Origin of the sequence: Amycolatopsis sp. NPDC021455, assembly GCF_040640995.1 — a bacterium.
Lineage (GTDB): Bacteria > Actinomycetota > Actinomycetes > Mycobacteriales > Pseudonocardiaceae > Amycolatopsis.
Genome location: NZ_JBFACT010000033.1, coordinates 19,804 through 40,214, shown reverse-complemented (window position 1 = coordinate 40,214; position 20,411 = coordinate 19,804). Strand labels below are relative to the sequence as shown.

The following is a 20,411-nucleotide window of genomic DNA, read 5'->3' as shown; positions in this document are numbered from 1 at the left end:
CTCACATCGCCGAAGAGAGCGAAGAGGACACACAATGCGGGTGCTGCTTTCCACGTACGGGACGCGCGGCGACGTCGAACCCCTGGTGGCACTGGCGGTGCGGCTGCGGGCGTCCGGCGCCGAAGTGCGGATGTGCACGCCGCCGGACGAGGAGTTCACGGAACGGCTGGCCGGTCTCGGGATCGAGTCGGTGCCGGTCGGGCCACCGGTGCGGGCGTTGATGCGCGCGACGGCTCCGCCGACGCCGGCGGAACTGACCCGGTACCGCGACGAGCTGCTCGAGACCCAGTTCGACGTTTTCCCCGCGGCGGCTGAGGGATGCGACGTGCTGGTGGCGGCGGGCCTGGCGCAGGTCGCCGCGCGGTCCGTGGCCGAAGCCGCGGGGATCCGCTACGTCTACGTGACCTATTCGGCGGTCAACCTGCCGTCGCCGCACCACGCGCCGCCACCGCGGCCGGGCTGGTCCGAACCGGCGGGCGCGGACAACGCGGCGCTGTGGGAGCTGGACGCGCAGCGGGTGAACGCGCAGTTCCTCGAGCCCCTCAACGCCCACCGGGCCGCACTCGGCCTGCCGCCGGTCGGCAACGTGCGCGACCACGTCTACTCCGACCGGCCGTGGCTGGCGGCCGACCCGGTTTTGGGGCCGTGGCCGGAAACCGGCGGCCGTCAAGTGGTCCAGACAGGTGCGTGGACCCTGGTGGACGAGCGGCCGCTGCCGGACGAGCTGGAAGAGTTCCTGGCCGCGGGGCCGCCGCCGGTCTACGTGGGCTTCGGCAGCATCACGCCGTCACCGGACATCGCCCGCTGGTCCGTGGAGGTGAGCCGGGCCCGCGGTTGCCGGGTGCTCGTCTCCCGCGGCTGGGCCGGCTTGGCCGTGGACGGCTGCTTCGCCATCGGCGACGTCAACCACCAGCGCCTGTTCGGCAGGCTGGCCGCGGTGGTCCACCACGGCGGCGCGGGCACGACGCAGACGGCCGCCCGGGTGGGCGTGCCGCAGGTGGTGGTCCCCATCCGCTTGGCGGACAACCCGTATTGGGCAGGCCAGGTGGCGGCGACCAAGGTCGGCGCGGCACTCGACGGCCCGACGGCGACGATCGAGTCCCTGACCGCGGCGTTCGAAACGGCCTTGGCACCGGAAACCCGGGCGCGGGCGGAGGCCTTGGGCGCGGAGATCCGCACCGACGGGGCGGAAACGGCCGCCCGCTTGCTGCTCGACGGTCCCGGGTAACGGCGGGGCGGCTCGTCGTGGATCATCCGGCCGACCACGGCCATCGCCGCATCGCGCACCACGAGACGGATCCGGTCCGCCTGGCCGAAATGCCCGACGCGGTCCGCGCGGACGGCTGGCCATGCGCGCCCGTGGTCTCGAGGCCGACATCGTCACCACGAGCTCCCCCTAGGAGAGCGGTTACCAGAGCGCGCAACAGATCCTGGCCCGCCCCGAGCGTCCGACGGCGATCTTCGCCGGCGCGGCCCGGCTGCTGCTGGACCGCATCGCCGGCCGGCCGCTCCGGCAGAGCTGCCGAGACTCCTCACCAGCCCCGCGGACCTTGGGCCGGCTGGACCGCCGCCTGCAGCCGGGCGGCGTTCGCCTGCGCGCCCGGCACGTCCGGGGTGCAGAACTCCGTCACCATCACCAGGACCCGGCCGGACGCCGCTTCCGGGGAAGCCGTCAGGTCCGGGCTGGACGCGACCGTGATCCGGCGGGCACCCGTCTCGTCGCTCATGCTCCACGTGTTGTAGCCCGGCACGTCCCCGCCGTGGCCCCAGACGTCGGGGGCCCCGGGGCCGCAGATCCCGGCCAGGGAAAGGCGCATCAGTCCCAGCCCGTAGCCGAGCCGTCCGTTCGTGCCGGGCCACGGGACCGTGGTCTTCATCTGCGCCAGCAGGCCGGCCGGCAGCAGCTCGCCGCCGAGCAGCGCGTGGAAGAAGCGGTTCAGGTCGGTCGCGCTCGAAATGATGTTGCCGGCGCCGATGTAGCGGCTGAGGTTGTACGCGGTGACGTCGGTCAGCCCGTGCGGGGCCGGGTAGAGCTGCTCGTAGCCGCGCACGGCCGGGTCCGGCACGAACGGGAAGTCCCGCGGCAGGAACGTGTCGGTCAGGTGCAGCGGGCCGGTGATCCAGTCGGCCAGGACCTGCTCGAACCGCCGTCCGGTGAGCTTTTCCACCAGCAGCGCCAGGACGTTGTAGCCGGTGTTGGAGTACGACCAGCTCGTGCCCGGCGGGAACAGCAGCGGCTGCACGGTGCTGTCGTGGATCGCCTCGACCTCGCCGAAGTGCACGAAGCGCTCGGTGTCCACCTCCGGCAGGGTCATCCAGGTGTACTCCGGGGCCAGGTCCCGGGGCAGGCCGCTGGTGTGCTGCAGCAGCTGCCGGACGGTGATCGGTTCCGGATAGGGCAGCAGACCGGGCAGGTACTTCGAGATCGGGTCGTCGAGCGCCAGCCTGCCCTTCGCGGCGAGCTTCAGCACCAGCGTCGCGGTGAACGTCTTCGACACGCTGCCGACGCGGAACCGCCCGGCGATGTCGGGCTTCGCCCCGGTGACGACGTCGCCGGCCCCGGCGCGGCCCCGCCACCGGCCGGCCGGATCCGCCGCGATCGCGATCATTCCCACGTTTCCGGCCCGTACGGCGGAATCCAGGGCGGCTTGCCGCGGGTCCGTTTCCGCGGCGGCGGTACCGGTGCCGGCGATCAGGAGCACGGCGCAAGCGGCGGACACGACCAGTCGGCGCATGATTCCCCCCGGAGTGTGCGGTCCCTTCTGACGGTAGCGCAGTCCGGCCCGGTGCCGCAGGGGTTTCAGTCGTCGAGGACCAGGCCGAGCGACTGGGCGAGCGCCGGAGCCAGCTGCAGCAGCTGGATGTTCGTGATCCGCACCCCCGCCAGGGAGTCGTACCCGCTCTGGATGCCGACCTCCGCCGCCGCGCGCAAGTCGACGTTGTCGGCTTTCATGCCGTCGACGTGCAGCGAAGAAATCCGGGAGCCGGGAAAGCCGACGTTGGTCAGCACCGCCTCGGCGAAATCGACGTCCTGCATGACGCAGTTGGTGAAGGTGACGTCGCGGAGCTCGGCGTTCCGCAGATTGGTGCCGACCAGTTTGCAGCCGAAGAAGCCGACCCGGGTGAGCGTCGAGTCGAACAGGGCGGTGCCGCCGAAGACCGTCCTGGAGAACTCGGCGTCGAGCCAGGTCGTCTCGGCGAAGTCGGCGCCGTTCATCCGGCAGTTGTCGATCCACACGTCGTTGAACCGGCTTCGCCGCAGGTGGGCCCGGTCGAAGCCGACGCCGGTGAACGCGGACTCCAGGAAGCGCAGGTTGCCGGCGTGGACGCCCTCGAAGGAAACGTCCTGGAACAAGGCGGTGTCGAACCGCTCCCCTTCCTCCGGGGCGGACTCCTCCGCTTCCAGGTGGGCGAAGTAGGGCAGGTCGTCGATGCTGCGGGGCTCGGGCACGCACCACGGTACCGCAGGGCCACCTGTGAGCCAGGCAACATACTGACCAACTGACCGATCTGGTCAGTATGTTGAACCCATGACGAAGCAGAGCGCAGGGCGCGTGTTGGTGATGGGGATGGGCGTTAGCGGGATCGCGACCGCGGGGCGGCTGCACGCCGCGGGCTGGACGCCCGTGCTGGTCGAACGAGCGCCGGGGCGCCGCTCCGGCGGCTACTTCGTCGCCTTGTTCGGGGCGGGCAAGGCGGCCGCCGCCCGGCTGGGGCTCGACGCCCACCTCCACGACCGCAGCTCCCCGCGGCCGCCGGTGACCCTCGACCGCCACGGGCGCCGCCGGCCCGGCGCGGGCTTCGGCGACCTGCCCGGCAAGCCGTGGCTGATGCTGCGCGGCGACGCCGAAGAAGCCGCCTACGCCGTCCTGCCGGACGACGTCGAAATCCGCTACTCCACCGTGCCCACGGCGATCGAGCAGGACGGCGACGGCGTCGACGTCACCCTCCGGAACACCGAGACGGGCACGTCGGTCACCGAGCGGTTCGACCTCGTCGTCGGTGCCGACGGGCTGCGCTCCACCGTGCGCTCGCTGGTGTTCGGCCCGCACGAAGACCACCTGCGCCGGCTCGGCTACATGGTCGTGGCCTTCGAGTACGACGGGACCCCGGCCGGCCTCCCCGCCGGGCAGGGCGCGACGCTGCTCGAGCCCGGCCGGTCGATGTGGGTCTTCGCCTTCGCCGACCACAACCCGACGATCATGCTGACCTACCGCACCGGCGACGTCGACGCCGAGTTCACGCGGTCGCCCGCCGAGCGGGTCCGGGCCGTGTTCGGGGAGCCGCTGGGCCGCACGCTCGGCGACGTCGTCGATCAGCTCGAAGCGGCCGACGCCGTGCTCTTCGATTCCGTGGAGCAGGTGCGGATGCCGCGGTGGCACCGCGGGCGCGTCGTCCTGGTCGGCGACTCCGCCTGGTGCGTCACGCTCTACGCGGGCATGGGGGTTTCGTCCGGGCTCACCGGTGCCGACCTGCTCGGCACGATGCTCGAACGCCACGACGACGTCGAAACGGCGTTGGCCGGATGGGAACGCGCCTTGCGCCCCTACATCGGCCACTACCAGGACGGCGCGTTCGGCGACCGCAAGATCTTCATGGCCGACAGCCGCCCGGAAATCCTGCTGCGGCGCGCACTTCCGCGGCTGGCCAAGACCCGGCTCGGCAGCCGCCTGGTGGAACGCGTGATGCGCGTGGACGACATCGCGAAGTTCAAGAATGCCGATATCGTCGGCGAGGCGCTCGCACCTCCGGAAAGGACCAGCGTTGCCGGAACTGCCTGAACACAGCTCGCCGAAGGCGGCGCGCATCCTCGCGGCCGCGGGTGAGCTGTTGCTCGCCCGCGGCAGCAAGGGCGTCACGATCGCCGACGTCGCCACGCGGGCCCACATCGGCAAGGGCACTGTCTACCTGTACTGGAAGACGAAGGAGGACCTGCTGCTCGGCCTGGTCGGCCGCGACTTCCTGGCCCTCGCCGACGACGTCACCGAGGCGGTGACCGCGGACCCCGACCTGGCCCGCCCGTCCCGGCTGGTCCCCGACATGCTGAACACGGCGACCCGGCACCCGTTCGTCGAAGCGCTGCGCAGCGAAGACGGCGCCCTGCTCGGCGCCCTCACCGACGACCCACGCTCGAGGACACTGCTGGACACGCTGAGCCCGGACGCGCTGATGTACCGGGTGCTCCCGATCTGGCGCCGCCACGGCCTCGCCCGGACCGACTGGTCGCTCGCGGAGCAGGGAATGGCCCTGCACGCCCTCCTCACCGGCTTCCTGGCGGCCCCCGTCCCGAACCGGTTCCAGCCGGAGCCGGTGGTTCCCGGGCAGGTTCTCGCCAAGTCGGTGACCGCGCTGCTGGGCCCGGAGCACGCGACCCCCGATCAGGTCCGGGCCACGGCCGCGGAAGGTCTCGGCGCTCTCGCCGCCGCTCGCGCGACCGTTCTGGAGTTCATCGCCGCGCCGGCGCTGATCTGAGTCAGGCGAACCGCAACCGCACCTGTTTCGCCGACAGATACCGCCGCCGATCGGTCACCAGGATCGACGCGACCGTCCCCACGACGAGCCAAGCCGCCAGCTCGGCAACCCCCGAAGCCAGGCCATCACCACCACCCGTCGCCGCGGCGCGGAGCGCGATGATCGCCCCGTGCGTCGGCAGGTATCCCGCGATCGCGAAGAGCGGGCCCGGCAGCGTCGAGACGACTCCGGTCGCCGTCGCCAGGACCAGGACGACGAGGGAGGCGAGCCGTCCGGCGCGGCCGAAGATCGCCGTCGCCGCCTGGTTGAGGGCGACGAACGCCGAGGCCGCCAGCAGCGCGATCAGCAGGAACTCCACGCTCCCGGCGACGCCCAGGTCCAGCACCGGCACCGCCACCGCGGTGATGGCCAGCGCGGCGAGCGTGGCCGCGGCGGCGCCCGGGACGGCGGCCCGCAGGATGATCCGCCAGGTCGGCTCCCGCGCGGTGAGCACCGCGCCCGGCACGGCCTGCGTCACCAGGTAGGTGGCCAGGGCCAGCGCCCACAACGCCAAGGCGGCGAACAACGTCAGCGCCAGCGGGCCCACCGCGGTGCCGGTCGTCGTCGCGGTGCTCGGGGCGGCGGCGACCGTCTTGAGGTGCGCACGCTCGGCGTCGGTGTAGCTGGGGACCTGGTCGCGGCCCTTGTCCAGCTGCGTGGCGAGTTCGTGAGCGCCGTCGTTCACGCGCGCGACGCCGTCGTTCAGCTGTCCGGCCCCGGTCGCGAGCTCCTTCGCCCCGCCCGCCAGCTGCCCCGACCCGGCGGCCAGGGCACGCGCACCGCTGCCGGCCTGCCGCACACCGGAATCGAGGCGACGGGCGCCGGCCGCGGCGTCGGCGATCCCGGCCGCGAGCGTCCCGGACTTGCCCGCGAGCTGTTCGTTGCCGTCGGCCACCTTGCGCGCTCCGGTGGCCAGGGCCTGGACGGAGTCACGCACCTTGACGGCGTTCGCGCGGACCGCGGCCTTGCCACCGTCGATCTTCCCGGCGTCCGCGGCGAAGGCGTCCGCCGCCTGCCGGAGGTCGCGGCAGAAGGACGGTGTCCCGCCGCACTGGCCGGCGAGCCGGCGGAACCGGCCGGCCGCGTCCTGCGCCGAGGGCAGCGCGTCGATCGCGGCGATGATGCGGTTCGCCAGCGGGACCACCGCCGCGGCGAGCTGCTCGTTGCCGTCGGCGACCTGGTCGGCGCCGTTCGCGAGCTGACGCGTCAGGGCGGGCAGCTGAGCCGTGTCGCGCTGGGCCTGGGTGAGGCCGGAAGCCAGCTGACCGGACCCGGCGGCGAGCCGGTCGGTGCCGTCGGCCAGCCGGCCGGCGCCCGCGGCGAGCTGCCGCGCCGCAGCCGACAGCTGGGCCGAGCCGTCCGCGAGCTTCTTCGCGCCGGGCGCGAGCTGGGCGGTCCCGTCGGCGAGCCGGGCGGCGCCGTCGGCGGCCTGGCCGACCTGCTGGTGGAGCGTGGTGAAGCCGACGTAGACGTGGTCGAGGTAGGTCTCGACGATCTGCCGGTCGAGGGTGCGCTGGGTGGCTTGCGCGAGGTGGCCGGCCAGCGCGGGATCGGCGACCCCGGCGGCGTCGGACGTGGTGACCTGGATCCGGGCCTGCGTGGCGTCGAGGGGTTTCGCGGTGGCCGCGGAGGTGGCGCGCGCGGAAAAGTCCGGCGGGATGGTGACGACGGCGGTGTAGCTGCCGTCGGCCAGCCCCGACGCGGCGTCACCGGCGTCGGTGAGCACCCACCGGTACGCGGAATCCGCGTTGTGGGTGAGGTCTCCGGCGAGCTGGCGGCCGAGCGGGAGGAGCTGCCCGTCGACCGTGACCGGCTCGTCGTTGTTGACGACCGCGGCGGTGGCGGTGCCGTGGTCGCTGCCGGGGCTCCAGAACGCCCATGTCAACAGGCCGGTGATGAGGAGCGGGACGGCGATCAGGCCGGTCCAGGTCCGCCAGGTGAGCGGGCCGGTGGCCAGGGCACGAGCGGAGTCGGCGAACGGCTTGAGCATCAGCGGACCTCGGCGGGCTGGGCGGAGCGGACGGGCAAGCGGGTGGCGGCAGCCGGGACCAGGTCGGCGATGCGGTCGGGGTCCTGGCAGGTCACCACGAACGACACGGGACCACCGGACCGCGTGCGAGGCTCGGCGAGCAGCCGGCGCAGGTGGTTCCGCAAGTCGGTGCGCAGCACGAGGTCGACGTCATCGAGGACGACCAGCCCCGCGTCGGTGGCCAGTGCTTCCGCGACCTGGCGGGCCGGGTCGGCGGCCCCGCGGCACGCGACCACCGCGACTTCTCGCCGCAGGGCGTGGGTGTGCTGGGGCAGGACCCGGCCGAGGACCTTGAGGTCGCCGGTGAACTTGGTGACGCGGCCGGCGAGCGTGTGCAGCAGCGCGGTCGAGCCGGCGCCGTGCAGTACCAGGGTGCCGCCGCGCGGCAAGTGGATGTCTATGTCGTTATACACCGGTCGTCCGCGGTCGTCCTCCAGGCGCAGGCCTCGCGCACTGATCGCCTCGTCGACGCCCGGCCACTCCGCGAGCCGCAGTTCGTGCACCAGGGCGTCGCCTTCGGCGTCGAACACCGGCAACCGGCGGTCCACGCTCGGCGGCAGGCCCCACGCGCGGCGGCCGAGCAGCGCGAGCACCGCGGGGACCAGCGTCATCCGGACGACGAACGCGTCGACGAACACGCCGACAGCGAGGCTGAACGCAATCGGTTTGATCGTGGCGCTGCCCTCGGGGACGAACGCGGCGAAGACGGCGAACATGATCACGGCGGCGGCCACGACGACCCGGGACGCCGAGACGAAGCCGGATTCGATGGCGTGGTGCGGGTCGCCGTGGTGGACGTAGTCCTCGCGGATCCGGGAGACGAGGAAGACTTCGTAGTCCATCGCCAGTCCGAAAAGGACACCCATCAGGATGATCGGCAGGAAGCTGATCACGCTGCCGGTGTGGGTCACGTTCAGCACGCCCGCGAAATGCCCCTGCACGAACACGAACGACGTCGCGCCGAAGGCGGCGCCGACCGACAGCAGGTACCCGGCGGTCGCCTTGACCGGCACCCAGATCGAGCGGAACACCATCGCCAGCAACACCAGCGAAAGCCCGACGACGAGGATGCCGAACGGCAGTAGCGCGCTGCCGAGCTGGGCGGAGACGTCGATCCCGACCGCGGTGATGCCCGTGACGGCTGTCCGCGTGCCGTAGGCGTCGAGGAAGTGCGGTTCCTGCCCGCGCAGCCGGGCGACCAGGTCCCCGGTCTCCGCCGAGTCGGGCGCGGTCGCCGGGACGACCTGGATGATCCCGGTGTCGCCCTTGGGGTTCGGGGTGGCCAGCGGCACCGAGGCGACGCCGGGGAGCCGCCGGATGTCGCCGGCGATCCTGTTCACCAGGCCGACCGGGTCGGTGCTGGTGATGATGTCGGCGGTGACGATCAGCGGGCCGTTGTAGCCCGGCCCGAAGTGCTCGGCGACGACGTCGTAGGTGTCGCGGGCCGGGCTGCCGTGTTCCTCGGTTCCGTTGTCCGGCAAGGCGAGCCGGAGCCCGAGGGCGGGAACCGCGCACACGGCGAGTCCCGCGACGATCACGATCACGGTGACCAACGGCGCCTTCGTGGCCGTCCGCACCCACCAGCGGGCGATCCGCGGCTTGGGCCGGCGCTTGCGTTTGCGTGGGGCGCGCGGCCGCAGCCGGTGCCCAGCGAACGCCAGCAGCGCCGGAACCAGGGTCACGGCGACACCCACCGCGAGCGCGACTCCGAGCGCGGCCGCGACGCCCATCGTGGTCAGGAACGGGATCCCGGCGACCGCCAGGCCGAGCAGGGCGATGACGACGGTGAGCCCGGCGAAGATGACGGCCGAGCCGGCGGTCGCGGTGGCGCGGGCGACGGACTCCTCGACGTCGAGACCTTCGGCGAGCTGGTCGCGGTGGCGCGACAGCAGGAACAGGGCGTAGTCGATGCCGACCGCGAGCCCGATCATCACCGCGAGCATCGGTGCGGTCGAGGAGATCGGCGTGACGAGGGTGGCCAGGTAGATGAGGCCCATCGACACGCCGACGCCGAGGATCGCGGTGACCAGCGGCATCACGGCGGCGATCAGCGAGCGGAACATCAGCACCAGCACCAGCAGCGCGATCACCAGGCCGATGCCTTCGGTCGGGCTGAGCTTCGGGACCCGGTTCGACAGCGCGTCACCGCCGACGTGGACGCTCGCACCGCCGCCGGCCGCCGTTTGCAGGTCGTGCCCGATGGCCGCGAGCTGCGTCTTGGTGGCCGGGGTGACCTCCGCCAGCTGCACCTTCAAGGGCACGGCGATCAGGGCGGCCCGGCCGTCGCCGGACACCGCGCCCTGGACGTTGTCGCCGAACGGGTCGACCACGGTGGCGACCTGGTCCAGCTTCCCGAGCCGCGTCACGGCCTGGCCGACCGCGGCCCGGATGACCGGTGTGTCGGCCTTCGCCCCCGCCGGCACGACCAGCACCAGCTGCGCCGACGTCCCGCTGACCTCGGGGAAGACCCGCTTGAGGTGGTCGAGGGCGTCCTGGGACTCCGAGCCGGGGATGGCGAAGGTGTCGTCGGTGCCCTGGTTCACCAGCAGCGCCGCGCCTCCGGCGGCGGCCAGCACGACCACCCAGAGCGCCACGACCAGCACCCGGGCGCGGGCGGCGGCCCGGCCGAGGCGGTAAAGGAACGACGACACCAGCGGACTCCTCAACTTCGGATACGTGGTGTATCGTAATGCACGATGTATCCGATGCACAGTGCATCGGGACCTCGGATGGGTGATCTCGGCTACGACGAGGGGGAACCGTGACGAGCAGACCGATGACGCGGCGGCGCGCCGAGACGCGGCGCCGGGTCGTGGAAGCCGCCTACGACGTCTTCGCCGAACTGGGCATCCGCGACGCGCCGGTCGAGCTGATCTGCGAGCGCGCCGGGTTCACCCGCGGGGCGTTCTACTCGAACTTCGCCAGCAAGGAAGAGCTGTTCCTGGCCGTCTACCGGACCCAGATGGCCGAGCGCGCCGACCGGCTGCGGGTCGCGGTCGAGGCCGCCGTCGCCGGGGTCGACCCCGGCGACCCCGAGGCGGTGACGCGGGTCCTGCGCGAGGCGGGCACGCTGTTCGTGGAGTCGCTGGCCGCGGACGAGACGTGGTACCTGCTCAACGCCGAATTCCGCGCACAGGCGTTGCGGCAGCCGGAGCTGCGGGCCTCGACCGCGGCGGCCGAGCGGGAGTTCCACGACGCCATCGCCGGGATCCTGCCGGTCCTGCTGGACCGGCTCCGGATGCGGCTGACCGTCGAGCCGCGCGACGCCGTCGTCACGCTCATCGCGCTGTACGAAACCATGCTGGAACGGGCGATCCTCGACGAACTGAAGGACACCGCCGACAGCCCGTACCTCACCGATGTCCTCCCGCGGTTGTTCGCCGCTCTGATCGTCCCTGTCGAGGAGAAGAAATGAGCCGCGCCCGCCGTGCTGTCCCTGTCCACGCCTGGCGTCTACTTCGGCGACGTCGCCGAAGCGCGCCGCTGGGCCCGGGAAATCAACGAGTACTGCGCCGAAGTCGTGACGCGCCGCCCCGACCGGTTCGGCTTCTTCGCCACCCTCACCCTGCCCGATGTGGACGGTGCGCTCGCGGAATCCGAGTACGCCTTGGAATCGCTGCACGCCGACGGGATCGTGCTGCTGGCCGACAACGACGGCCGCTACCTCGGCGACCCGGAGTTCGAGCCGCTGCTGGCGTCCCTGAACGACCGCGGGACGGCGGTGTTCGTCCACCCCGGCGAACTCCCGCCCCGGAGGTCCCCGGCATCCCGACGTTCACCGCGGACTTCCTGCTCGACACGGCCCGGACCGCGATCAGCCTGATCCTGTCCGGCTCGATGAAGAAGTACCCCGGGATCAAGTTCATCCTCGCCCACGCCGGCGGGTTCGTGCCCTACATCGCCTACCGGATCCTGCTCACCGTGCTCAACGAGAAGAACAAGGCACAGCAGGCCTGGACACTCATCGACCAGAAGCACCAGGTACCCGAACACCTGGCCGTGCTCAAGCAGTTCTACTACGACATCGCGCTGTCGGCGAGCCCCGCCGCGCTGCCGAGCCTGCTCGAGGTCGCCGATCCCGACCACATCACCTACGGCTCCGACTTCCCGTTCGCCCCACCGGCCGTGGTCGGTTTCCTCAACGGCCGGTTCGAGGAGTACCGCATGCACTCGTCGCTGCGCGCGGCGATCGACCGCGGCAACGCCGAAGCCCTATTCCCCCGCCTCAAGGCCTGAGTTCTCCGCGACGAGACGCGCGACGGTGTCGAGCAGGGCGCGGGCGGGCTCGGACAGCCGGTTCAGGTCGACGCCGTCGCCGGCCTCGACGACCTCACCCGGTCCTACCAGCGTGTCCGGGAGCGGGAGGAGACGGTACCGGAGCTCAGCGGTCCCGGGTGTCGAGAGTCGCCACCGGCTCCACGTCGTAGGTGAGGGCGTAGCCGTTCTCGACGCCCACGAGCAGGTCGACGACTTCGAAATAGCGGTCCCAGAAGGGCGTTTCGCGCAGCGCGTCGATCAGCAGCCGGTAGGCGTCGTGGTCGTCCGCCTCCCAGACCCAGACGTCGGTGACCCGTGCCGAGTAGAACTCCGTGTCGTAGAAACGGGATCGGACGCCGCGGGTCCGGGTCTCCACCACCGGGACGATCTGGGTGCGGAAAGCCTCCACGCGTTCGGCCACGGGCATCGCCAGCCACTCGGGCGTGGTCTTGACCAGCATGAACGCGGTGACCGGGGATTCGGTACGGTCAGCGGGCATCGACGGCCTCCATGATGGCGGGTTTGAGGGTCTCGGCGCACCACTGCGCGAACCCGGTGGCCGGACGGGCCCGTGACGAGCGGACGACACCCGAATCCAGGCCCTCGTCCTTGGCACGCTTCATCTCGACCATGCCCTCGACGAACGCCGCATTCAGCCCGTAGCCGAGCATCGTGGACCGCAGCTCGTCGAGCGGCTGACGCCGATAGCGGACCGGGCGGCCCAGCTCCTCGGTCATGATGCGGGCCAGGTCGTCGGGTGAAAGGTCCTGCGGGCCGAGCACCGGCACGCTGCCGACGCCGGTCCAGGAGCGGTCCAGCAGCAACCCGGCCGCCGTCGCGGCGATGTCGGCGACGGCCACCAGCGGCACCGGCCGGTCCGCGGCGATGGTGTCGGTGAAGACGCCGTCCTCGCGGATCGAGCCGGCCTCTTCCAGCAGGTTCTCGTAGAAGGACGGGCAGGCCAGGGCGCGGTAGGCGACGCCGGAGCCGGCGATGAGGTCGTCCATGGCCAGTGACGCGGTGACCAGCCCGGCCCGCGCGACCTGCGGCGTTCCGCGGCCGAGGGCCGAGACGCCGACGACATGGCCGACGCCGTGGGCGGCGAACGCCCGCGCGGCCGGGCGGGTGAAGCCGCTGTACGCCGCTTCGGGCGTGAGCGAGCCGTCCGGTGGCACCAGCCAGAAAACGGCGTCGGCTCCGGCGAAGGCCCGCTCGACGGTCGCGGCGTCGCCGTGCGAACCGGTGACCACCTCGACCCGGCCGCGGACGGACTCGGGGAGCCGGGCGGGATCGCGGACGACGACGCGCACCTCTTGCCCGGATTCGGCCAGCAGCGGCAGCAGCCGCCGGCCGATGTTCCCGGTGGGGGCGGTGATGACGATCATGAATCCTCGCGGTCTGTGTCGGATCGTTCTGACCCCTTCATCGTGGGGATCCGAGCCGCATTGCCACAATGGGAACTTCAGCATCACATCATTGCCCAGAATGGAATAATGCCGGTGAGCAGCCCCGATCCGTACCTCGACGCGAATCTCGCCGTCGCCCTCGACGCCTTGCTGACCGAGCAGAGCGTCACCCGTGCCGCCGCGCGGCTGCACACCTCCCCCGCGGCGATGAGCCGCACCCTGGCCCGGTTGCGCCGGGTTCTCCACGATCCGTTGCTGGTGCGGGCCGGGCAGGCGATGGTGCCCACGCCGCGCGCCGAAGCGCTGCGGGACGAGGCCGCCGCGGTCGTGCGCCGGCTGGCCGCGTTGCTCACCCCGGGCGGCGGGATCGACCCCGCCACGCTCCGGCGCACCTTCACCGTCCAGGCCTCCGACCTGGTCGGCGCGGCGCTGGCACCGGGTCTGCTCGAACTGGCCCGGCGCGAAGCACCGGGTGTCTCGCTGCGCGTGTCGGCCGAGGAGTGGGAGGCCGGCCCCGCGCTGCGCGAAGGCCGGATCGACCTGGAGATCGGCGCCATCGACCACGTCGACCCGGAGACCCGCGTCGAAGACCTGGTAACCCTGCGGATGACGGCCGGCGTGCGGGCCGGGCACCCCCTCGCCGAAGGAGACCTCACGCCCGCCGGGCTGGCCGCGGCCGAGCACGTGGCGGCGAGCCGCCGAGGACGCTTCACCGGCCCGCTCGACGCGGCCTTGGCCGAACACGGGCTCAGCCGGCGGGTCGGCACCGTCGTGCCCGGGCACCTGGCGGCGATGGCACTGGCCGCGGCCGGCGACGTCGTCTGCCTGGTGCCGGCCGCGCTCCCGGGCGAGCCGCCGACCCCGCTGACCGACGCGGCGCACGCGCTGGGACTGCGCCTGCTGGACATTCCGCTCGCGCTGCCGCCGGTGAAGATCGGCATGGCCTGGCACCCGCGGCACACCGCCGACGGCGCCCACCAGTGGCTGCGCGGCGCCGTGCGGCGGGTCCTCCGCCCGGCCCGGAAGGGCTAACCGAGGCTTTCGTAGGGGTCGGCCGGAGCCGGGACGGGCCGGGCCGCCCCGACCTCGACGAACGGGATGGTGCCGCCGTTGACCGGATCCTTCGCCTGTTCACCGGAGAAAGTGCCGGTGACCTCGAGCCACGAGTCCGGTTGCAGCACCGGCGGCACTCCGCCGGTCAGGCCGACCTTCACCGGCTGGGCGTCCGCGGCGCAGCAGTTGAGGAGCATCCGGACCAGGTAGGGGGCGCCTCCGTGGTCGAAGGCCACGAACCCGGTGAGCGTGACCGTCCGGCCGGCCAGCGACCGGCCGTGGTCGTAGACCGCGCGGTCCGCGTAGTCGATCACCGTCAGGCGGACGGGATTGCCGGCCGGGAGCGGGGCGACGATCCGCGGCGCGGTCACCGCCGTGCCCGCGCGCATCGCGCTGTAGGACCCCAAAGCCGGTGGCGCCGCGAGGATCAGCGCGAACACCGGCAGCACCAGCAGCCACGAGACCCGGGGTGCCGGATGCCCGCCCGGGCGGCGCCGCGCGTACCAGACGGTCGCGACGGCCGCGATCACCAGCACCACTCCCGCCGCCAGCACGAGCGGCCGCAACCCCGCCTTGACGTACCGCAGGTACAGCCCGGTGACGCCGGCGTGGAGCAGGACGCCGCCGACGAGGAACAGCAGGATCGCCTGCACCGTCCGGTTCACAGCAGCACCGCCCCGGTCAGGACCGCGGCCAGCACGGCCACGACGAAGGTCACCGGCGCGAACCGCAGCGCGAACCCGCGGCCGAACGTGGCGGCCTGCATGCCGAACAGTTTCAGGTCGATCATCGGGCCGACGACCAGGAACGCCAGCCGCGCCGCCGGGGAGAACTGCGTCAGCGACGACGCCACGAACGCGTCGGCCTCCGAACAGATCGACAGCAGCACCGCGAGGACCGACAGGGCCAGGATCCCCACCACCGGGTGGCCGGCCGCGGCGTGCAGCCAGGACGCCGGCACCACGGCCTTGAGCGTCGCGGCGGCCATCGCGCCGCCGACGAGGAAGCCTCCCGCGTGCATGACGTCGTGCCGCACCGAGCCCCAGAACGCCGCTCCCCGGCCGTCGCCGTCCTCGTGCGCGTGAGCCGCGCGGGGACGCAGCCAGTCCGGACGGCCGAGCCGCTGCCACAGCCAGCCCATCACGCACGACGCCGCGAGACTCGCCGCGAACCGGGCGACGACCATCCCCGGCTGCCCGGGGAACGCGACCGCCGTCGCCGTCAGCACCACCGGGTTGATCGCCGGCGCCGACAGCAGGAAGGCCACCGCGGCCGAGGGAGTCACGCCGCCGCGGACCAGCGCGCCGGCCACCGGCACCGACGCGCATTCGCAGCCGGGCAGGACCGCCCCGGCCAGCCCGGCGACCGGCACCGCCAGTGACGGCCGTTTCGGCAGGACGCGGGTGAAGACCGAGGGCGGCACGAAGACCGCGAGCCCGGCGGACAACAGCACGCCGAGGACGAGGAACGGCAGTGCCTGCACGACCACCGCCACGAACACGGTCATCCAGCTCTGCATCACCGGCGTGGACAACAGCCGCCGAACCGGGCCCTGCGCCAGGAACCCGACCAACAGGACCAACGTGAGGACGAGGACGGGATCGACGTTCCAGCCCGACGGCTCGTCCCGGTCCCGCTTTCCGGCCCGGCGCCGGATTTCGTCGATGGCAGTCACCACAGATCTCCCGTACTTCCGCTCCACACCCTCTCCTCCATACGGACGACAGCCCCGCGAGGTTCATCCAGGGTGGGGGTCGGCGCGGCCCGGCCCGACGAAAGTCGGAGGCGATTCACGACCAAAGTCGGACGCGCTCACCAGCCGATTCGTCCTTTTCGGAACGGAACCGGACGGCTTGGCGCATTGATCCGCGGGCCATTCGGCGCAACCTCGGCCAGGACTGCGGGCACCAATTGCTTCAGCCACACCGAAACGGCGGACCGGACTGTATAAACAGGACACCCATGGGCCCCACCTTCCGCGCACCTCTCCAGGAGCGATCCATGCGTCGTTCACCCCGAAGAGTCCTCGCCATCGCCGGTTTCGCGGCACTGGCCCTGACTGCTCCCGCCTTGCCCGCCGCCGCGGTCCCCGCCACCGCGGCGGCGGTGCACCCGACCGCGCGCGTTTGCGCTCAGACCGTGAAACCCGGCATGGCAACGTGTTTCGCCGAACGCCAGACCGACACCATGCACGCCGCGCTCGCCCCGAACGCCCTGCCGAGCGGGTTCGGGCCCTCCGGGCTGCGGTCGGCGTACAACCTCACCGCGAGCGGCAGCGGATCCGCGACAGTGGCCATTGTGGACTCCAACGACGACCCGAACGCCGAGTCCGACCTCGCCACCTACCGGTCGACCTACGGCCTGCCCGCCTGCACCACGGCGAACGGCTGTTTCAAGAAGGTCAACGAAAACGGGCAGGCCAGTCCCCTCCCGGCCGCGGACAGCGGCTGGGCCGGCGAGATCTCCCTCGACGTCGACATGGTCTCCGCGATCTGCCCCAACTGCCACATCCTGCTCGTCGAAGCGAATCAGGCGAGCATGACCGACCTCGGGACCGCGGTGAACACCGCCGTTTCGCTGGGCGCCAAGTACGTCTCCAACAGCTACGGCGGCGGTGAGGACGGCAGCGAGCCGAGCTACGACTCCAGCTACTTCCACCACCCCGGCGTCGCGATCACCGCGAGCACCGGCGACAACGGCTACGGCATCAGCTACCCGGCCTCGTCCCAGTACGTCACCGCCGTCGGCGGCACGTCCCTCACCCAGGGCGGCGGCACCCGCGGCTGGACCGAAACCGCCTGGAGCGGCGCGGGCAGCGGCTGCTCGACCAGCGTGACCAAGCCGTCCTTCCAGAACGTGACGACGGGCTGTGCCAAGCGCGCCAACGCCGACGTCTCCGCGGTCGCCGACCCGCAGACCGGGGTCGCGGTCTACCAGACCTACGGCGGCAGCGGCTGGGCGGTCTACGGCGGCACCAGCGCGTCCTCGCCGATCATCGCCTCGGTCTACGCGCTCGCCGGCAACCCCGGCGCGTCCGACACCCCCGCCGCCTACCCCTACGCCCACGCCGGGAACCTCAACGACGTCACCTCCGGCAGCAACGGCAGCTGCTCGACGGCCGTGCAGTGCAAGGCGGGCGCGGGCTGGGACGGCCCGACCGGGCTCGGCACCCCGAACGGCACCGCCGCGTTCACCGCGGGCACGTCCACCGGTGGCGTAACCGCGGCGAACCCGGGCAGCCAGAGCGGCGTCGCCGGCACCGCGGCGAACCTGCAGCTGTCGGCGTCCGGCGGCAGCGGCGGCTACACCTGGACCGCCACGGGCCTGCCCACCGGCCTGTCGACCAGCACCTCGGGCCTGATCTCCGGCACGCCGACCACCGCGGGCACGTACTCGGTGACGGCGACCGCGAAGGACTCCTCCGGCGCCACCGGCAGCACGACGTTCACGTGGACCATCACGTCCTCGGGCGGCACCGGCTGCTCGGGCCAGAAGCTGGCCAACCCCGGCTTCGAAAGCGGCGCGGCCTCGTGGACGGCGTCCAGCGGGGTGATCACCACGGCCACCGGCAGCGAGACGCCGCACTCCGGCAGCTACCTCGCCTACCTCGACGGCTACGGCAGCACGCACACCGACACGCTGTCGCAGTCGGTCACCATCCCGGCGGGCTGCCACGCGTCGCTCAGCTACTACCTGCACGTCGACACCGCCGAAACCACGACCACGACGCAGTACGACAAGCTGACGGTCAAAGCGGGCTCGACGACGCTGGCGACGTACTCCAACCTCGACAAGGGCACCGGCTACCAGCAGCGTACGGTCGACGTCTCGGCGTTCGCCGGGCAGACGGTGACGCTGACCTTCACCGGCACCGAGGACTCGTCGCTGCAGACGTCCTTCTGCCTCGACGACACCGCAGTGACCTTGAGCTGATCAAAGTCGAGTGAGTGGCCACCCCGGGCTCCTCCGGGGTGGCCACTCACTTGCGGGGCAGGCCCGGCGGGTTGACCTCCGACGCCGGCAGCGCCTCCGACGTCAGGTTCCAGCGCTTGAGGACTTCGCCGTATTGGCCGTTCTTGATGACCGTGTCCAGTGCCCGCTGCAGGGCCTTCACCAGGCCGTCGTCCTTTTTGGTCATCGCCGCGATGTCCGCGGGGATCGTGCCGCCGCCGGAAACCGTGCCGACGATCTTGGTCTTCCCGTCGACGGCGACGTGATACGCCGAGGTCGGGTCCGCGACGGCGCCGGCGAGGTCACGGCCGAGAGCCTGCGGGCCTTCGCCACCGGGAAACTCGCGCACTACAAGATCCCGCGATACGTCCTGGTCGTCGACGAGTTCCCGATGACCGTCACCGGGAAAGTCCGCAAGGTCGAGATGCGGGAGAAGTCCGTGCGGCTGTTCGGCCTGGGCGAAGCCGCCGCGGTCCGGAGCGCGTGAGGCCGGCGCGGCGAAACCGATCGGTTTTCCTCCGGCCGAAACCGGGTTAACCTCGAAGAGTGACGATCGAGGCGAAACCGAGCTCCCGCGAGCGGCTCCTGGCGGCCGCGGCCACGCTGACCTACCGGGACGGTGTCGGCATCGGTGTCGAGGCGCTGTGCAAGGCGGCCGGGGTGTCGAAGAGGTCGCTGTACCAGCTATTCGAAAGCAAGGACGAACTGCTGGCGGCGAGCCTGAAGGAAGGCTCGGCCGCCTTCGTGGCGGGCCTGCTGCCCCCGGCGGACGACGGCCGTCCACCCCGGGAGCGGATCCTGCACGTCTTCCGGCAGCTGGGGGCGCAGGCGGCCGCGCCCGGGTTCCACGGCTGCCGCTACCTGGCCGTGCAGATCGAGCTCAAGGATTCGCGGCACCCCGCCAGCCGCGTGGCGCGGCGGATCAAGCGGAACCTGATGACGTTCTTCCGCACCGAGGCCGAACGGGGCGGGGCGAGCGACCCGGACCTGCTGGCCCGGCAGCTCATCCTGGTCTTCGACGGCGCGAGTGCCCGGGCGGGCATCGGCGTCGACGACCTGAAGGGACTCATCGCACCCACCCTCGCCACCCTGCTCGACGCGGCCGGCCTGCGCTGAGCGTCAGGAGGAGGCCGGGGGCCGCCAGCCGCCGCTGACCTCCTTGGCCGGCTTGTGCGGGAAGCGGCGCTCGGCGTATTCCTGCGCCCGGGAGCCCGGCATGACGTACAGCGTCTCCTTCTTCTCCTGGAGCGGTCGCAGCACGGTGTTCATGAAGGCCTTGCGATCCTCGAGGTACGGCCCCAGGACGTCCTCGCCGGCGGGGCAGACGGCCACGCAGTAGCCCGACTTGTAGCCGGGCGGGGAGCTCAGGCTCTGCCACATCGAGGCGCTTTCCGCGTCGGTCACGCGGGAGCGGTAGTCGGCGGCGTCCGCGCTGTCGGCCACGGTCTGCACCCAGTCGGTGAACCCGCTCATGAACTCGCGGTAGTTGTGGGTGGTGCAGGCCAGGCCGTCGAACCCGCCGTCCTTGCCGATCGCGCCGACCGGGCAGGCGGTGACGCACAGCTTGCAGTCGATGCAGGGGTTGTAGTCCAGCGCCTGCCCGTACTCGCTCACCTCGGCGTCGACCATGACGGTGGCCAGCAGCACGAAACTGCCGAACTTCGGGTGGATGACGTTGCGGTGCAGGCCCATCACCCCGAGCCCGGCGGCCACCGCGACGGTCTTGTGCGCCACCACCCAGATCCGGTCCGTGCCGAAGCGGTCCATCTCCTGCGGGAAGCCGACCGACGGGTTGAGCGCCCGGTAGCCGGCGTCCTGCAGCGCCCGGGTCACGCCGCGGGCGGCGTGGTCGGCCTGTTCGCCGGTCTGGTGGAACTCCTGGTTGGCCACGCTGCGGGCCGTCGAGCGGCAGTTGTCGCGGTTCATCCGGAACGCCATGGCGATCAGGGTGCGGGTGCCGGGCAGCGCGGCCAGCACGTAGTCGCGCTCGCCGGCCAGGTCGGGGTGGTCGAGGCCGACTGCGGCGACGTCGTCCGCCCCGGCGGCCAGGCACAGCTCACGCAGCCAGGCCGCGTCGATCACCGGCGGCGGCTTCTCGGCGTGGCGCCGGGCCAGCACGGCCTTCACCGACGGATGCGCGGCCAGCTTCGCCGGCAGCTTCGGTTCCTCTTCGGCACGCACGGCGGTCATCCGGCCTCCTCCCT

At 72.1% G+C, this 20,411-nt stretch carries 19 protein-coding genes and 1 pseudogene; 10 read left to right on the top strand and 10 right to left on the bottom strand.

Annotated elements, in window-relative coordinates; all coding sequences use genetic code 11:
* The first annotated feature begins 34 nt into the window (after window positions 1-34).
* A complete protein-coding gene (locus AB0G28_RS29785; protein WP_361096193.1) occupies window positions 35-1,228 on the top strand; it encodes a glycosyltransferase in 1,194 nt (397 codons plus the stop codon).
* A 304-nt stretch (window positions 1,229-1,532) separates the two neighbouring features.
* Here AB0G28_RS29785 and AB0G28_RS29780 read toward each other — a convergent pair whose 3' ends face one another.
* Together AB0G28_RS29780 and AB0G28_RS29775 are read right to left on the bottom strand one after the other, a co-directional pair.
* Complete coding sequence (locus AB0G28_RS29780) at window positions 1,533-2,735, bottom strand: serine hydrolase domain-containing protein (RefSeq protein ID WP_361096190.1); 1,203 nt, start codon at window positions 2,733-2,735, stop codon at window positions 1,533-1,535.
* Between the two features lie 65 nt (window positions 2,736-2,800).
* Complete coding sequence (locus AB0G28_RS29775) at window positions 2,801-3,451, bottom strand: pentapeptide repeat-containing protein (RefSeq protein WP_361096187.1); 651 nt, start codon at window positions 3,449-3,451, stop codon at window positions 2,801-2,803.
* A gap of 79 nt (window positions 3,452-3,530) precedes the next feature.
* On the opposite strand from AB0G28_RS29775, the gene AB0G28_RS29770 reads away from it, so the two are divergent.
* Both AB0G28_RS29770 and AB0G28_RS29765 read left to right on the top strand, forming a co-directional pair.
* On the top strand, window positions 3,531-4,781 hold the full coding sequence (locus tag AB0G28_RS29770; protein WP_361096184.1) for an FAD-dependent monooxygenase: 1,251 nt from the start codon (window positions 3,531-3,533) through the stop codon (window positions 4,779-4,781).
* Entirely contained in the window at window positions 4,765-5,472 is a 708-nt protein-coding gene (locus tag AB0G28_RS29765; RefSeq protein WP_361096181.1) for a TetR/AcrR family transcriptional regulator, read from the top strand. The genes AB0G28_RS29770 and AB0G28_RS29765 overlap by 17 nt, the downstream gene beginning before the upstream one ends.
* Window position 5,473: 1 nt before the next feature.
* Here the strand turns inward: AB0G28_RS29765 and AB0G28_RS29760 are convergent, their stop codons facing one another.
* Complete coding sequence (locus AB0G28_RS29760; protein WP_361096178.1) at window positions 5,474-7,501, bottom strand: YhgE/Pip family protein; 2,028 nt, start codon at window positions 7,499-7,501, stop codon at window positions 5,474-5,476.
* Window positions 7,501-10,191, bottom strand: coding sequence for an MMPL family transporter (locus tag AB0G28_RS29755; RefSeq protein ID WP_361096175.1), 2,691 nt, complete (start codon window positions 10,189-10,191; stop codon window positions 7,501-7,503). The genes AB0G28_RS29760 and AB0G28_RS29755 overlap by 1 nt, the downstream gene beginning before the upstream one ends.
* Window positions 10,192-10,301: 110 nt before the next feature.
* On the opposite strand from AB0G28_RS29755, the gene AB0G28_RS29750 reads away from it, so the two are divergent.
* Genes AB0G28_RS29750 through AB0G28_RS29740 form a run of 3 tightly spaced genes read left to right on the top strand, consistent with a single transcriptional unit; the run spans window position 10,302 to window position 11,776 of the window.
* Window positions 10,302-10,955, top strand: coding sequence for a helix-turn-helix domain-containing protein (locus tag AB0G28_RS29750; RefSeq protein WP_361096172.1), 654 nt, complete (start codon window positions 10,302-10,304; stop codon window positions 10,953-10,955).
* Window positions 10,956-10,967: 12 nt separating this feature from the next.
* Entirely contained in the window at window positions 10,968-11,363 is a 396-nt protein-coding gene (locus AB0G28_RS29745; RefSeq protein WP_361096169.1) for an amidohydrolase family protein, read from the top strand.
* Window positions 11,364-11,377: 14 nt separating this feature from the next.
* A complete protein-coding gene (locus AB0G28_RS29740) occupies window positions 11,378-11,776 on the top strand; it encodes an amidohydrolase family protein (protein WP_361096166.1) in 399 nt (132 codons plus the stop codon).
* A 145-nt stretch (window positions 11,777-11,921) separates the two neighbouring features.
* On the opposite strand, the gene AB0G28_RS29735 is transcribed toward AB0G28_RS29740, so the two are convergent.
* Complete coding sequence (locus AB0G28_RS29735) at window positions 11,922-12,296, bottom strand: darcynin family protein (protein ID WP_361096164.1); 375 nt, start codon at window positions 12,294-12,296, stop codon at window positions 11,922-11,924.
* The gene (locus AB0G28_RS29730) at window positions 12,286-13,182 is read right to left on the bottom strand and encodes an NAD(P)H-binding protein (RefSeq protein WP_361096161.1); all 897 of its coding nucleotides are present in this window, start codon (window positions 13,180-13,182) and stop codon (window positions 12,286-12,288) included. The genes AB0G28_RS29735 and AB0G28_RS29730 overlap by 11 nt, the downstream gene beginning before the upstream one ends.
* A 108-nt stretch (window positions 13,183-13,290) precedes the next feature.
* Here AB0G28_RS29730 and AB0G28_RS29725 point away from each other — a divergent pair, with 108 nt between their 5' ends.
* Entirely contained in the window at window positions 13,291-14,235 is a 945-nt protein-coding gene (locus AB0G28_RS29725) for a LysR substrate-binding domain-containing protein (protein ID WP_361096158.1), read from the top strand.
* On the opposite strand, the gene AB0G28_RS29720 is transcribed toward AB0G28_RS29725, so the two are convergent.
* Window positions 14,232-14,921: a TIGR03943 family protein gene (locus tag AB0G28_RS29720; RefSeq protein WP_361096155.1), complete on the bottom strand. Its 690-nt coding sequence runs from the start codon at window positions 14,919-14,921 to the stop codon at window positions 14,232-14,234. The two genes, AB0G28_RS29725 and AB0G28_RS29720, sit on opposite strands and share 4 nt — an antisense overlap.
* The gene (locus AB0G28_RS29715; RefSeq protein WP_361096152.1) at window positions 14,918-15,931 is read right to left on the bottom strand and encodes a permease; all 1,014 of its coding nucleotides are present in this window, start codon (window positions 15,929-15,931) and stop codon (window positions 14,918-14,920) included. Before AB0G28_RS29715 ends, AB0G28_RS29720 begins: the two co-directional genes overlap by 4 nt.
* A 326-nt stretch (window positions 15,932-16,257) precedes the next feature.
* Here AB0G28_RS29715 and AB0G28_RS29710 point away from each other — a divergent pair, with 326 nt between their 5' ends.
* The gene (locus AB0G28_RS29710) at window positions 16,258-18,189 is read left to right on the top strand and encodes a putative Ig domain-containing protein (protein WP_361096150.1); all 1,932 of its coding nucleotides are present in this window, start codon (window positions 16,258-16,260) and stop codon (window positions 18,187-18,189) included.
* Between the two features lie 46 nt (window positions 18,190-18,235).
* Here the strand turns inward: AB0G28_RS29710 and AB0G28_RS29705 are convergent, their stop codons facing one another.
* Complete coding sequence (locus AB0G28_RS29705) at window positions 18,236-18,556, bottom strand: hypothetical protein (RefSeq protein WP_361096354.1); 321 nt, start codon at window positions 18,554-18,556, stop codon at window positions 18,236-18,238.
* On the opposite strand from AB0G28_RS29705, the pseudogene AB0G28_RS29700 reads away from it, so the two are divergent.
* Window positions 18,485-18,694, top strand: a pseudogene (locus AB0G28_RS29700) (AMP-binding protein); the annotation flags it as partial. The gene AB0G28_RS29705 and the pseudogene AB0G28_RS29700 overlap by 72 nt on opposite strands.
* Window positions 18,695-18,753: 59 nt before the next feature.
* Entirely contained in the window at window positions 18,754-19,323 is a 570-nt protein-coding gene (locus AB0G28_RS29695) for a TetR/AcrR family transcriptional regulator (RefSeq protein ID WP_361096147.1), read from the top strand.
* Between the two features lie 3 nt (window positions 19,324-19,326).
* Here AB0G28_RS29695 and AB0G28_RS29690 read toward each other — a convergent pair whose 3' ends face one another.
* A complete protein-coding gene (locus AB0G28_RS29690; protein WP_361096144.1) occupies window positions 19,327-20,397 on the bottom strand; it encodes a 4Fe-4S binding protein in 1,071 nt (356 codons plus the stop codon).
* Between the last annotated feature and the right edge of the window lie 14 nt (window positions 20,398-20,411).

Coding starts and splice junctions, on each gene's coding strand:
- AB0G28_RS29785 (WP_361096193.1), top strand. CDS start 35: ATGCGGGTGCTGCTTTCCACGTACGGGACGCGCGGCGACGTCGAACCC.
- AB0G28_RS29780 (WP_361096190.1), bottom strand. CDS start 2,735: ATGCGCCGACTGGTCGTGTCCGCCGCTTGCGCCGTGCTCCTGATCGCC.
- AB0G28_RS29770 (WP_361096184.1), top strand. CDS start 3,531: ATGACGAAGCAGAGCGCAGGGCGCGTGTTGGTGATGGGGATGGGCGTT.
- AB0G28_RS29760 (WP_361096178.1), bottom strand. CDS start 7,501: ATGCTCAAGCCGTTCGCCGACTCCGCTCGTGCCCTGGCCACCGGCCCG.
- AB0G28_RS29740 (WP_361096166.1), top strand. CDS start 11,378: ATGAAGAAGTACCCCGGGATCAAGTTCATCCTCGCCCACGCCGGCGGG.
- AB0G28_RS29735 (WP_361096164.1), bottom strand. CDS start 12,296: ATGCCCGCTGACCGTACCGAATCCCCGGTCACCGCGTTCATGCTGGTC.
- AB0G28_RS29730 (WP_361096161.1), bottom strand. CDS start 13,182: ATGATCGTCATCACCGCCCCCACCGGGAACATCGGCCGGCGGCTGCTG.
- AB0G28_RS29725 (WP_361096158.1), top strand. CDS start 13,291: ATGCCGGTGAGCAGCCCCGATCCGTACCTCGACGCGAATCTCGCCGTC.
- AB0G28_RS29710 (WP_361096150.1), top strand. CDS start 16,258: ATGCGTCGTTCACCCCGAAGAGTCCTCGCCATCGCCGGTTTCGCGGCA.
- AB0G28_RS29690 (WP_361096144.1), bottom strand. CDS start 20,397: ATGACCGCCGTGCGTGCCGAAGAGGAACCGAAGCTGCCGGCGAAGCTG.